This window comes from Verrucosispora sp. WMMD703 (genome assembly GCF_049178935.1).
GTDB classification, from domain to species: Bacteria; Actinomycetota; Actinomycetes; order Mycobacteriales; family Micromonosporaceae; genus Micromonospora; species Micromonospora sediminimaris.
Genome location: NZ_JBMHMM010000004.1, coordinates 1,365,130 through 1,378,208 on the forward strand (window position 1 = coordinate 1,365,130; position 13,079 = coordinate 1,378,208).

Consider the following 13,079-nt stretch of genomic DNA (forward strand, 5'->3'; position numbering starts at 1 on the left):
CCCGAGGTCCGGTCGTTGAGTCGAGCTGCGGCCGTGGTGCGCCGCGACGGGTAGCGTCGACCCATGCGTTACGTGCGGCTCGACACCCCGAAGCCCCTGTCCAGGATCGGCCTCGGTACGTGGCAGTTCGGTTCCCGGGAGTGGGGGTACGGCCCGGACTACGAACGGCTGGCGGCGACCATCGTCCGGCGCGCCGTCGAGCTGGGCGTGACTCTCTTCGACACCGCCGAGGTCTACGGCTTCGGTCGCAGCGAACGGCTCCTCGGTGCGGCGCTGGCCGCCGACCGGGACAAGGTCGCTGTCGCCACCAAGATCCTGCCGGTGCTGCCGGTCGCGTCGGTGGTGCAGCAGCGGGCGGTCGCCTCGGCTGCTCGGCTCGGCGTCACCAGCATCGACCTCTACCAGGTGCACCAACCCAACCCGGTGGTCAGCGACCAGCGGACCATGCGCGGGATGCGCGCGTTGCAGGACGTCGGTCTCGTCGCCGAGGTCGGGGTGAGCAACTACAGCCTGCGGCGCTGGCAGGTGGCGGAGACGGCGCTGGGCCGGCGGGTGCTCAGCAACCAGGTCCGCTACAGCATGCTGGACCGCAAACCGGAGGAGGATCTTCTCCGGTACGCCGAGCAGGCCGGTCGGTTGGTCATCGCGTACAGCCCGCTGGCACAGGGCTTTCTCTCCGGGCGGTACGACGCGAACCATCCGCCGGTCGGCGCGATCCGGCGGGCCAACCCGTACTTCCTGCCGGAGAACCTGGAACGCGGCAGCGCGCTGATCGAGACGCTGCGCCAGGTGGCCGCCGCGCACGACGCGACGCCGAGTCAGATCGCCCTGGCGTACGTGCTGCGTCACCCGAACGTGGTGGCGATTCCCGGTGCGTCCAGCGTGGAGCAGATGGAGCGGAACGCCGCCGCCGCGGAGATCGATCTGACCGAGGACGAGTACGCCGCACTTGTCAACGCGGCCCGTGCGTTCCGACCGGTCACCGGACTGGCCGCGATACCGAAGTTCGTCAGGTCCCGGGTACGCGGCTGACCGTGCGGCCGATGTCCGCCGCACCACCGGAAGCGTTGAAGGAGTTGACCCACCCGAGTCGCCGCGTTGCGCGATGCCGCTACGATGGCCCGGTTCGTTGGCGGGTTCGGCGGTAGGGGCGGGCTCTGGTCCGGCGGCTCCCGCACAAGTCATCGCTCATTCGGGCGCGAGTTTCCTTCGCGGGTGGACGGATCACTATGGATACGACCGAAGACGGCTCCCTGGGAGTCCTGGTGGACCTCAGCGACGTGAGCCTCGCCGATCTGCCGGAGCTGGACGGATCGCCGTTCGCCTGCTCACTACGCCGGATCCTGGATGAGATCGACCGCCCGCAGGACGCGGTCGCCGGGTGGAACTCGGCGATGTGACCGTGCCGGCCGTGGGGCGTGGTCAGGCGTTGGTGGACCCTCCGGCAGCGGTGCGGCCGGTGCCCTTCTCCGAGTTCATCCTCAAGGTCCACAGCAGATGCAACCTGGCCTGCGACTACTGCTACATGTACGAGCTGGCGGATCGCCGCGCCCGCACCGACCCGCCGCTGATGTCGGCCGACATCTTCGACCGCACCTGCCGGCGGATCGCCGAGCATGTCCGCGCGCACGAACTGAGCACGGCGCGCATCGTGCTGCACGGCGGGGAGCCGTTGTTGGCCGGCGCCGCGACGTTGGCGCGGATGGCCGAGCGGCTGCGGGCGGCGGTGCACCCCACCGCCGCCCGGGTCAGTGTGCAGACCAACGGCACCCTGCTCGACGAACGGGCGCTGTCCGTGCTGACCGACGCGGGAGTGCTGATCGGGGTCAGCCTGGACGGTGACCGGGCCGCCAACGACCGGCGTCGACGGTACGCCTCCGGACGTGGCAGCTTCGACGAGGTGGACCGGGCGTTGCGGCTGCTGGCCGACCGTCCCGGGGCGTACGCCGGCATTCTCTGCGTGGTCGACCTCGACGCCGACCCCCGGCGGACCTACGAGGCCCTGCTGGCGTACCGGCCGCCGATGGTGGACTTCCTGCTGCCGCACGCGAACTGGGACGCCCCGCCACCCGGGCCGGGGCGGGCCGCGCGAGCGGACGCGTACGGTGATTGGCTCTGTGACGCCTTCGACGCGTGGTACGACGTGCCGGTGCGGCGCACCCGGGTCCGGCTCTTCGAGGAACTGATCAACTTGGTGCTCGGCGGGAGCAGCCGGACCGAGTCGCTGGGGTTGAGCCCGGTCGCCGCTGTCGTGGTAAACACCGACGGCGGGTACGAACAGGTCGACACGTTACGGTCCACGTACCCCGGCGCGGTCGACACCGATCTGACGGTCTTCGACCACTCCTTCGACGACGTGCTGCGGCACCCTGCCGTGGCCGTACGCCAGGCGGGCCTGTCGGCGCTTGCCGCCCAGTGCCGGGCCTGTCCCGTCCATCTGGTCTGCGGCGGCGGCAACTACCCGCACCGGTACCGGGCCGGCAGTTTCCGCAATCCCTCCGTCTACTGCCGGGATCTGCGGCTGCTCATCGAGCACGTCTCGGGTCGGCTGCGCGCCGATCTGACCCGCCTGCGGGGCCGGGGCCGGTGAGCGGCTACCACCGGCTGCGGCCGGCCGATCTCGACGCGCTCGCCGCCGGCCCCGGCGGCGCCCACCTGGTGTGTACGCTGCGCGCCGGGCAGGTCAGCAAGCGGATGCTGCACCTGCGCGCGGTGCTCGACCTGGCCGATCCGGCCGCGACCTCGGCGTACTTCGCGCTGCTCACCGCCGCGGTACGGCGCGATCCGGCGGTCGGCCCGGACCTGCTCGCCCTGCCGCACACCGGTGCGTGGCTGGCGGTCACCCTGCGCCGGCTGCGTCAACGGGCGGACACCCCCACGATGTCGGCCACGGCCGGCCGCACCACCGCCGGCCTGGCACTGCCGTCCGAGCCGGATCGCCCGGCCGAGGTCGACCTGGGATATCTCGGCGCGCTGGCGGCGACCGCGGCGATCCGGGCCGGCCTGGACTTCGAACTGCCCCTCCCGGCACCGGACGGTGCGGTGTTCCTGCCGTCCCTGGGACGGGCCCGCTGCGGCGGCGTCGGCCCGGTGACCGTCTCCCGGTCGGGGGACCGGGTGCGGGTGGGCCCGGTGGAGATTCCCTCGCCCGTCGACGACCTGCCGGCGGGTGCCGGTGGCGACCGCGACGGCTGGTCCGGTCTGCACCGGCTGACCAGCAGCGCCGACGGCCTCGGCGTCGAACTCTGGCTCGACGACCTCGACCCGTACCGCGACTGTCACCGGCTCTGCGCCAGCGGACGGTTGGACGCTGCCGTGGTCGGCCGGTGGCAGCGGATGCTCGACGACGCCTGGCCGATCCTGGTCCGGCACCACCGTGGGCATGCGGAGGCGATCTCCGAGGGGCTGCGGACCGTGGTGCCGTTGCAGGCGGACTCGGCCAGTGCCGGGGTGAACGTCACAAGCATGGACGCCTTCGGCGCGGTCTCGATGACCCCGCCCGCCGACGGCACGGCGCTGGCCCTCGGCCTGCTGCACGAGTTCCAGCACGCGAAACTCGGTGCCGCCATCGACATCGAGCCGCTGCACGACGCCGCGGACCGGCGGTACTACTACGCGCCCTGGCGGGACGATCCCCGGCCGCTCGGAGCCGCGTTGCACGGCGTCTACGCCTTCGTCGCGGTGACCGAGTTCTGGCGTACCCAACGGACGGTGCTCCCGCCCGGGCGGAGCCGACTGGCCGAGGTGGAGTTCGCCCGTTGGCGGGACCGAGTCGCCCGGACCTGCGCCGACATCCGGGCGTACGGGCGGCTGACGGCGGCCGGTCGCCGGTTCGTGGCCGGGCTGGGTGAGGTGATCGACGGCTGGCGGGACGAGGTGGTGCCGGCCGAGGCCGCCGCGCTGGCCCGGGAAGCGGCCGACGACCACTGGACAGTGTGGCGGATGCGTAACCGGCGACCGGAGGCACGGCTGGTGCGGCAGCTCGCCGAGACGTGGCTGGCGGGCGTCGGCTGCCCCGCGATCACCGTTCCGGTCGCGGTGCGACCGGCGGACGGCAGGTGGCTGAGCCGCAGCCCGCGACTGGATCTGGTCCGGCTGCGGTTGGCCGACCCGGCGCGCTTCGAGCGGCTGCGCAGCGGCACCGAACGCCTCGCCGACGCGCTCCCGGAAGCGTCGGCCGGCGACCTGGCGTTGGCCGCAGGTGATCACCTCGCGGCGCGCGCCTGGTACCAGCGGCAACTGCGGCAGCAGCCGGACCATCTGGCGGCGTGGGTCGGCCTGACCCTGGCCGACGCTCGGCTACCGGCCGACGAGAAGGCGGTGCACGCCGACCCGGAGCTGTGTCGGGCCGTCCTCTGTGCGGTCGCGGAGTCCACGGCGGTGCCGGACCCGTTGGCGCTGGCCCGTTGGCTGGCCCCGGTGACGTGTGTGCCCGCTGCGGACGGGCCACGCCAGGTTGGACCGACGCCGGTCAGGTCGGTGGCGGCTCAAGATCGCAGTTGAGCCGGTTCGCCTCGACGAGGGCGATGGTGTTCGGGTGCTCCTCGCCGAGCACCCGTCGGAACAGCGGCATGACCTGCTCCCGTAGCGACCGGGCCCCGCCGTGGTCCCCGGTGACGCTGAGGCTGGTGGCGAGATTGTTCGCCACCGCCAGGGTGTCCGGGTGCCCCGGCCCGAGGATCCGCCGGCTGCGCTCGTACGCCTCCCGGTCGCTGGCCAGGGCCTCGGTGAACTGTCGGCGACCGAACCGGCAGTTCGCCAGGTTGATGTTGGCCGCCAGGGTGTACGGATGATCCGCCCCGATCCGCTCGCTGAGCCGGGCGACCACCTCCTCGGAGACGTCGAAGGCGGCCTCCGCGTCGCCCGCCTTGCGCAGGAAGATCGAGAGATTGTTGGCGTACGCGAGGGTGAACAGGTGGTCCTCGCCCATGTTGTCGCGGTACCAGCGGTGCACCGGGCGGGCTCGGCGCAGCGCACCCACGTCGTCGCCGATCGCCGACTCGTCGCAGGCCAGGTTCATCGCGCTGGCCTGCACGTCCGGGTGGTCAGGGCCGTGCCGTCGGCGGGACCGCATCAGCACGTCCGTACTCAGCGCGTGCGCCCGTTCCAACTCACCGATCTTGCGCAGCGTCACCGCGTAGTTCTTCAACGCCCGCAGGGTCTCCGGGTCTTCCTCACCCAGCACCAGCCGGTGCGCCTCCACCGCGGTCTCCAGCACCCGACGAGACTCGATGAGATCCCCGGTGTCGCGCAGGTCGCGGCCGTACTGGGCGGCGGAGAAGAGAGTGAAGGGGTGCATCGGACCGAGCGTCTCCCGACGCCGGGCCAGGGTGCGCTCGTTGCGGCTCATTGCACCGCGCAGGTCACCGACCAGGCGCATCGAAATGGCCAGGTTGTGCGCCGCGATGAGCGCGCGAGGATGATCCTCACCGAACACCTCCCGGGCCAGTTCCTCGGTGCGCGTGTCCAGTTCCCGGGCCCGCTCGAAGAAGCCGAGTGCCCGCAGGTCGGCGGCGAGGCTGCCGGCCGCGATCACCGTGTACTCGTGGTCCTCGCCGAGCGTACGGCGGAGCCGGTCGTGGACGTCCCGGTCGATGTCGTAGGCGTCCTGGTAGCGGGCGTCCAGACGGAGGGCGTTGGCCAGCTGGAACCGCATCATCAGCGTCTGCGGGTCGTCCGGGCCGTACCGCCGTTGCCACAGCTCGATTGCCTGCTCGGCCAGCTCGGCGCAGGTGGCGAAGTCCACCCGGATCCACATGTAGCGGGCGACGTCGAGCAGCAGCTGCCGCACCTCGGGCTGGTCCGAGGTGAGGGTCCGCGACGGCAGCAGGTGCGGCCACAGCTCCGCGTACGTCGGCCAGTTGCCCGGATGGTCCGGATCCTTGGGGTTGGCGGCGGCCAGGATGGCGTGCACCTGCTGGCGGTTCTCGTTCTTCTCCGCCGCCGACAGCGACTCTCGGATCAGCTCCTGCACCAGTGGATGCATGCTCAGGCTGGCCTGGCCGGCCTCGTCGGCTCGGTCCAGCCCACGACCCCGCCCGCCGCCGCGCACGCTGTCGATGCGGGCCAGCGCGTACCGTCCGATGTCGCGCAGCGTCCGACCCATCAGCAGCGGGTCGCGCAACGACGGGTCGTAGGGCAGCAACACGTTTATGAAGCGGTCCCCGGTGATCAGCGACATCGGGATCGGCTCGCTGGCGAAGAAGGCGCAGACCTCCAGCAGCTTCGCCGCCGCCGGATTGCGTTCCCGCAGGCCGTCCAGGGAGACCAGCCACGGTTGGGCACCGGTCTGCTGGTAGTCGGCCGGCAGTTCCTCGGCGAGCATGTCCGGCAGGTAGCGCCGGACCCGGGTGAGATACATGGCCGGTGATTCGCCGGTGGTGGCCAGCCACGCGCCCGCCTGCTCGATGGCCAGTGGCAGGTCACCGAGCCGGGCGGCGATCAGCTCGGCATCACTGCGTGCCAGATGGTCGGCCCGTCGGGCCAGCAGGGCGACGCTCTCCTCCCGGTCGAACGCACCCACCTCCAGCATCCGGGCGGGCCGGGCCCAGGCATGGTTGCGGGTGGTGACCAGGATGTGCCCGGGGCCCTGCGGGATCAGGTTGAGCAGCTCGGTGGGATCGTCGGCGTTGTCCAGGATGAGCAACCAGCGCCGGAACGGCACCCCGCGGCGCAACACGTCGAGAACCCAGCTGACCCGTTCGCTCACGCTGCCGCTCAGCGGGGCGTCCAGTTCGGCGGCCAGCCGGTCGGCGAGCGCGCCCAGGGCGAGACGCAGGACGCTCGGCTGCTGCGCCGAGATCCACCAGACGATGTCGTACTCGGCGCGGAACCGGTAGGCGTACTCCAGCGCGATCTGGCTCTTGCCGACGCCGCCGAGCCCGTGCAGTGCCAGCGGCACGTGCCCTGCGTCGGAGCTGGAGAGCCAGTCGCGCATCTCCTCCAGCAGCGGGCCGCGCCCGACGAACTGGACGTTGCGGGGCAGCGGTACCCGCCAGACCGGCGGCTCGTTCCCCGGGAACCGGCGGCGTCGCTGGGGGTCCTCCGGCTCGGGCGCGGGCCGGGCGGGGTGATCCAGCGCCTCTAGCAGCTTGGCCGTGGCTTCCTGCGCGTCGACGCCCACCAGGTCGACCGGAATGCGTTCCAGGAACAGCCCGGGAGCGCGGGAATTGTCCAGCCGGACCGGCACCAGGTAGCTGGTGCCGGTGGTGGGATCGTGGGTGGTGGCCCGGCTCCACAGCTGAGCCGCGTTCGGCGACTGCATGTACTCCTGGGACAGCAGCACGATGAGCCGGGCGGCGTCGTCCAGGCCGACAGTGGCCGGATCGCCGCCGGACGGGTTGGCCGGGAAGTCCACCTCGCGCATGACCGTGCGCAGGCCGGCGGCGCGAAGCTCGTCGCAGATCCACTCCGCCCAGGCCCGGTCCAGGGCCGCGTAGCTGACGAAGACGTCGGGAGCGGCGCCGCCGAGCCGCTGCCGCTCGAACTTGGCCAACCACGTGCGTCGGAGCCGGTCGTCCATCGGAGGCAGGTCCTCGACGTCGCCCTCGGTGATCGCACGGGTCAGCCGCTCGTACGCGGCCAGGAGGCTGGCCTCGTGGTGTGCGCGGTCCCCGAAGGTCGCCAGGATCTCCTCGTAGGCGTAGTACGGCTGGTAGGGGATCTCCACCTCGCCCCAGTACCGGTCACTCTCCTCGGGCGTGAACCGGGGCAGCAACGGGGTGAACCGCCGACGTGCCTGATCCCGGCCGGCTTCCAGCTTGAGCTGCTCGGCGTTGTCGACCCGCATCGGCACCGGCAGGATCCGCACCGGACGGTCGCCACGCTGCCGGACGATCGACCGGGCCACCGCGGCGGCACCGTCGATGCTCTGCTCGTTGAGCGTGAAGGAGGTGACGACCGCGTCGGGCAGCCGCACCGTGCAGATGCCGGCGCCGTCACTGACTCCGGTCCGGCTGTCGATCAGCACGTAGTCGTAGTTCGTCCGCATGCTCGCGGCCAGCGCGTCCAGGAAGGCGTTGCCGCCGAGTTTCTCGAAGAACGTCTGCCAGTCGAAGGTGCTGACCGCCTTCGTGTACGACGGGTCCTGACGCCCGGCGGGCAGCAGGTCCAGGAAGCCGGGGCGGGCGGGATGGGCCGCACCTGACACCTCCCGGGGTGGCAGCGGGAAGCGCCACTCCAACGACACCGCGTGCCGCAGCACGTCGGCGGCCGTGTCGACCCAGTCGGGATCCTCCGTCTCGTCCATGGGGCGTACGGCGGCGTCGGCGTAGTCGCGTGCCATGTCGATCACGCCGCGCGAGGTGCGTAAGTCCTTGTCGAGCAGGAACGGGTGGAAGTAGCGGTGCAGGCCCGGCGATTCCAGGTCCCAGTCCACGGCGAGCACCCGGTGTCCGTTCGCGGCGAGGATCCAGGCCACGTTCGCCAGCGCCATGGTGCGGCCGGTGCCGCCCTTGTACGAGTAGAACGTGATGATCCGGCCTTCCCTGCCGGTGGCCGTCGCGACCGGGTCAGTGATCGTCACGCTGGTCCTCCCGTTCACGCTGATCGTCGTCGCGCGCCCACGGGCCGTCGAGCCGCGGCGGCGAGGTGTCCGTCAACGGGTCGAGTGGCCGGTGCACCGAGCCTCGGCTGAACACGCGGTTGCGGGCGACCTCCAGCACCTGCGGGAGCAACTCCTCGAAGGCCCGGTGGGTGATGATGTTCGACCGGTAGAGCTCGTCGTCCGCGGTGAACCCGTCGAAGATCTCCCGGCAGGCGCGGGACAGCTCCTGCCACTGCTCGCGGGTCTCCGGGTCGTCACGACTGCTGGGAATGAGGACCGCCGTGGCGGCACGTTGGTCGCCACCCAGCGCCACCGAGGCGTGCTCGATCAGCGCCTGCCGTCGCTGTGGCAGGCGAGTCAGCCAGGCGTCGACGATCAGCACCAGCAGTTGGTTGTAGCGGGCGGCCTGCTCGGCGCTGCGGGGCAGCTTGTCCACCTCCACCACCGTGGACTGGTAGCTGTGGTCGGCGGCGATCTCCCGGGCGTAGTCGATGAGCGGCTCCGGCATCGGCGGGCGGTACGGCGCCCATTGCAACGCGTCGTCGCCGTACGCGGCGAGGTGTTGACGAACCCCGCGCATCTCATCCCGGTCGGTGGCGGCCACGACGAAGTGGACAAGCATCGACCGGGTGCTGTCGTCACCGTCGAGGCGGCTGGCGCCGTCGGCGGTCGGCCTGGCGTGGAAGGCGCTCTCGACGGCGTGCAGCTCGATCGGGCGGCGATGCTCCGGCAGCGGATGAGCCTCCACACTGGTCACGATCTGATTGGCCAGCTCGAACAGGAAGGTGCGGTAGTCGTCGCTGTGCCGCTGGAGGCGCATCAGCTGCCGTACGCCGAGGCGTTGGTACAGATCGCCCAGGCTGTCGGAGGAGTACTGCAACGGCCGGGCAACCGGGTGGATGCGTCCGGGCTGCGCCGGGATCCACATCAGTGGTTTGAGCAGCGAGGTGTCCACTCGCCGCTGGCTTTCGAACCGGGCGGTGCGCTCGGCGAAGAACTGCCACTCCTGGCCGCACGGCTTGCTCTGGAAGTAGCGAGGTGTCATCAGGGCGAGGAATGAGCCGCAGCTGCCGAGCGCCTCGACCAGGCGCTGCGGCCACCGCTCACCCACCATGATCATCCGGTCGACGAAACCGACCCGTTCATCCCGGGACAGACCGGCGATCAGCCGAACCTCGGCACTGAGATCCTCGTAGAACCGCTGGACGAGTGCGTCCTCGTCGCCTCTGGCATAGCTGAGGAAGAAGTACAGCACCGCACCTCCGCGCCTGGGACTCTGCCGTGGGGTGGCTGGGTCGTGGCTGTCGCCGGTGGGCCAGGTGCCAGCGGCCGTGGCGGCGGGAGCTTCACCGCGAGTATAGGTGTGGAAGCGGGGCGTGGCAGCCCGCTGAACTGTCGTATCCCAGGTGGCGGTGACCGGCCGGAGTGGCATCGGCATCATGAGGCGATGGAAGCTCCCGCGCCGCTGCGTCCGTTGGTCGCCGGCTCCACTTGGCGGCGCGGCGTGTTCCTGTTGCTCGGTGGCGTGCTCGCGCTGCCGTACGCATTGCTGCTGGTGGCTTTCGCGCAGATGTTCGCCACCTCCGGGGTGCCCCGGCCACTGGTCCTGGTGCTGCTGGTGCCGGCGGCCACCATCGCCGTCGTACCGATCTTCCTCGGCGGTAGCCGCGCGCTGGAGATCGCGGCGGTCCGTGGGCTGCTCGGGGTCGAGTTGCCCGAGCCGCTGCCCGGCCACCGACTCGACCGGGAGACCCGGTTGCGCGCCGCGCTCTGGATCGGACTGCACCTGATCAGCGGCGCGCTGGTGGTGGCCGCGCTGTTCAGCGCGGTGCCGATGGCCCTGGCGTTCATCGCCGCCCAGGCCGGTGTGGACGTCGGGATGACCGGTGCCGAGCGGTTCGGGCCGCTCGACGGCCGGGACGGCGGCTGGTTGAGCCTCGTCGGGCTGCTCGTGCTGGTCGCGCTCGGCTACGTGGTGGCCGGGCTCGGTGCGCTCGCCGCGTCGATGGCTCCGGCGCTGCTGGGGCCAGCGTCGGCCGAGCGGATCGCGGCGCTGGAGGCCCGGGCCGCGCGGCTGGCCGAACGCAACCGGCTGGCCCGGGAGCTGCACGACTCGGTCGGCCACGCGCTTACCGTCGCCACCCTCCAGGCCGGCGCCGCCCGCGAGGTGCTCGACGGCGACCCGGAGTTCGTTCGTCGGGCGCTGGCCGCCATCGAGGAGACCGCGCGGCGTGCGATGGACGATCTCGACCAGGTGCTCGGGCTGCTACGGGAGACCGGAGAGCCGACGGCCCGTACCCCCCAGCGGACCCTGTCCGACCTCGACGGGCTGATCGCCGACACCCGGGCCGCCGGCACGCCGGTACGCATCCGCGGCAGTGGGTCGCTGGACGCCCTGCCGGCGGCGGTCTCCCGGGAGGGCTACCGAATCGTGCAGGAGGGGTTGACCAACGCAGCCCGGCACGGCCACGGGCCGGTGACCCTGCGGGTGGACGTGTCGCCGGACGGCCTGGAGATCGAGCTGGAGAACGGAGTGGCTCAGCCGCCGTCCGGTGGCGCGGCGGTGCCGGGTGGTGGGCGGGGGCTGATCGGCATGCGGGAGCGGGTGCTGCTGCTCGGCGGCCAGATCACCGCCAAAATGGACGGAGGACGATGGCGGGTACGGGTGCGGCTGCCGATCGGGGCGGACGGATGAGCGTGGCAGTGTTGATCGTCGACGACGACGAACTGGTCCGGATCGGGCTGCGGACCATCCTCGACGCCCAGCCGGACCTGCGGGTCGTCGCCGAGGCCGCAGACGGTGCGGAGGTACCGCCGCTGGTCGCCCGGCACCGCCCACAGGTGGTGCTGATGGACGTGCGAATGCCCAGGATCGACGGCATCCAGGCCACCCGGCGTCTGCTGGCCAGCTCCGCCGAGCCGCCCCGGGTGCTGGTCATCACCACCTTCGCCAACGACGAGTACGTCTATGACGCGCTGCGCGCCGGGGCGAGTGGTTTCCTGCTCAAGCGGGCCCGTCCGGCCGAGGTGGTGGAGGCGGTACGGGTGGTGGCGTGCGGTGAGTCGCTGCTCTTCCCGGCCGCGATCCGGCGGCTGGTCGGTGCGTACGGGCGGCGGAACGCCGACGGGCTGCGGGCGGCCCGGCTCACCGAACGGGAGGGCGAGGTGCTGCGGCTGATGGCCGCCGGACTGTCCAATCCGGAGATCGCCGCCCGCCTCGTGGTGGGTGTCGAGACGGTGAAGACCCACGTCGGCAACGTGCTGACGAAGCTCGGGGTGCGTGACCGCACCCAGGCGGTGATCGCCGCGTACGAGTCGGGGTTCGTCACACCCGCCGGCTGAGCTTCCCCCACGCGGGGGAGACGGTTCACCGCCGTACGGGAGGGCAGGGCGGGTGACCCGGCCGAGGCTGGGTTCATGACAAACGTAGCCCTACCCGAGCACCGTGGGACGACCCATCGTCCCGGCCTGCTCGCCCCACTTGCCGCCGGTTGGCTCGGGCTGTGGGGCCTGCTCGCCCTGGTGGCGGCCATCACCGGCACCGGCTACCCGTTCGGTGCCAACGATCCGCACCTCGACTCGACACTGCTCCGGCTGCTCCCGACGGACGCCGGGCCGTCGTTCTTCGCCGGGATGCTGCTCACCGCCGTGGCGCTGGTCCTGGCCAGTCGCCGAACCACGCCCACCGGCCCGCTGCGGATGCTGCTGCTCGCTTACGGCTGGACCGTGGCGTTCGTGCTGGCCGTGGTGGTGCCCGGCTTGCAGGTGCTGGCCCTGCTCGGCTACGCGCCGATGCTGCTAGTCGGTGCACCCTTCGGTTGGCCACCTGTGGATTACGCAGACGTGTTCACCTGGGCGCTTACCGCTCGCGTCGCCGCGATGAGCGGCGGGGTGCTGTTGAGCGGGGTGCTGCTGAGGTGGCAGCGGCGTACCGCCGGTTGCTGTGTGGGGTGTGGCCGCGACGGCACCGACCGGGGCTGGACCACCCCGGCGGCCGCGGCCCGCTGGGGCCGGTGGGCCGCCTGGATCGCGGCCGTGATCCCCGTCGGGTACGCGCTGACCCGGTTCGCCTGGCTGGCCGGCATCCCGCTCGGCCTCTCGCCGGAGGATCTCGCCGAGTTGCGGGAGAGCGGCGCGGTCTGGGCGGGGGTTGGGCTGGGCGCTTTCGCCACCGTCGGCTCGGTGCTGACTCTGGGGCTGGTACAGCGCTGGGGTGAGCGGTTCCCGCGCTGGATGGTGGGGCTGGCCGGTCGGCCGGTGCCGGTGCGGCTGGCCGTGATCCCGGCGACGGTGGTCGCGGTGCTGGCCACCGCCGCCGGCCTGAACGCGCTGAGCCTCCCGGAGTTCTGGCAGCCCGATCGCGGGCTCAGCGCGGCGGGTCTCCCGCTGATGTTCTTCCCGCTCTGGGGGCTCGCGCTCGGCGCCGCGACGTACGCGTACCACCTGCGTCGTCGGGGCGTCTGCGGTCGCTGCAACCTGGGGTGACCGGTGGCCCGGTCCGTCGTCCGACACGGGGGTGGGCGGCGGACCGGGC

9 protein-coding genes are annotated in these 13,079 nt (G+C 71.9%); 7 read left to right on the plus strand and 2 right to left on the minus strand.

Annotation, left to right across the window (positions count from 1 at the left end):
- The first annotated feature begins 63 nt into the window (after positions 1-63).
- From ACN26Z_RS06905 to ACN26Z_RS06920, 4 genes are all read left to right on the plus strand, one after another.
- Positions 64-1,032 carry an aldo/keto reductase gene (locus tag ACN26Z_RS06905; protein WP_282239918.1) on the plus strand — a complete coding sequence of 323 codons (969 nt, stop codon included), beginning with the start codon at positions 64-66 and terminating at the stop codon, positions 1,030-1,032.
- A 197-nt stretch (positions 1,033-1,229) separates the two neighbouring features.
- On the plus strand, positions 1,230-1,400 hold the full coding sequence (fxsA, locus tag ACN26Z_RS06910; RefSeq protein ID WP_099847423.1) for an FxSxx-COOH cyclophane-containing RiPP peptide: 171 nt from the start codon (positions 1,230-1,232) through the stop codon (positions 1,398-1,400).
- Complete coding sequence (locus ACN26Z_RS06915) at positions 1,382-2,590, plus strand: FxsB family cyclophane-forming radical SAM/SPASM peptide maturase (RefSeq protein ID WP_421460283.1); 1,209 nt, start codon at positions 1,382-1,384, stop codon at positions 2,588-2,590. Before fxsA ends, ACN26Z_RS06915 begins: the two co-directional genes overlap by 19 nt.
- On the plus strand, positions 2,587-4,503 hold the full coding sequence (locus ACN26Z_RS06920) for an aKG-HExxH-type peptide beta-hydroxylase (protein WP_421460285.1): 1,917 nt from the start codon (positions 2,587-2,589) through the stop codon (positions 4,501-4,503). The genes ACN26Z_RS06915 and ACN26Z_RS06920 overlap by 4 nt, the downstream gene beginning before the upstream one ends.
- On the opposite strand, the gene fxsT is transcribed toward ACN26Z_RS06920, so the two are convergent.
- Both fxsT and ACN26Z_RS06930 read right to left on the minus strand, forming a co-directional pair.
- A complete protein-coding gene (fxsT, locus tag ACN26Z_RS06925) occupies positions 4,472-8,524 on the minus strand; it encodes an FxSxx-COOH system tetratricopeptide repeat protein (protein WP_421460286.1) in 4,053 nt (1,350 codons plus the stop codon). The genes ACN26Z_RS06920 and fxsT overlap by 32 nt on opposite strands.
- Entirely contained in the window at positions 8,511-9,800 is a 1,290-nt protein-coding gene (locus ACN26Z_RS06930) for a TIR-like protein FxsC (protein WP_421460287.1), read from the minus strand. Before ACN26Z_RS06930 ends, fxsT begins: the two co-directional genes overlap by 14 nt.
- 192 nt (positions 9,801-9,992) lie before the next feature.
- On the opposite strand from ACN26Z_RS06930, the gene ACN26Z_RS06935 reads away from it, so the two are divergent.
- The 3 genes from ACN26Z_RS06935 to ACN26Z_RS06945 all read left to right on the plus strand — a co-directional run bounded on the left by ACN26Z_RS06935 (position 9,993) and on the right by ACN26Z_RS06945 (position 13,030).
- Complete coding sequence (locus ACN26Z_RS06935) at positions 9,993-11,240, plus strand: sensor histidine kinase (RefSeq protein ID WP_421460288.1); 1,248 nt, start codon at positions 9,993-9,995, stop codon at positions 11,238-11,240.
- Positions 11,237-11,887, plus strand: a complete 651-nt coding sequence (locus ACN26Z_RS06940; RefSeq protein WP_421460290.1) for a response regulator transcription factor — start codon at positions 11,237-11,239, stop codon at positions 11,885-11,887. Before ACN26Z_RS06935 ends, ACN26Z_RS06940 begins: the two co-directional genes overlap by 4 nt.
- Positions 11,888-11,962: 75 nt before the next feature.
- Positions 11,963-13,030: a hypothetical protein gene (locus tag ACN26Z_RS06945; protein WP_421460292.1), complete on the plus strand. Its 1,068-nt coding sequence runs from the start codon at positions 11,963-11,965 to the stop codon at positions 13,028-13,030.
- Positions 13,031-13,079: the final 49 nt, after the last annotated feature.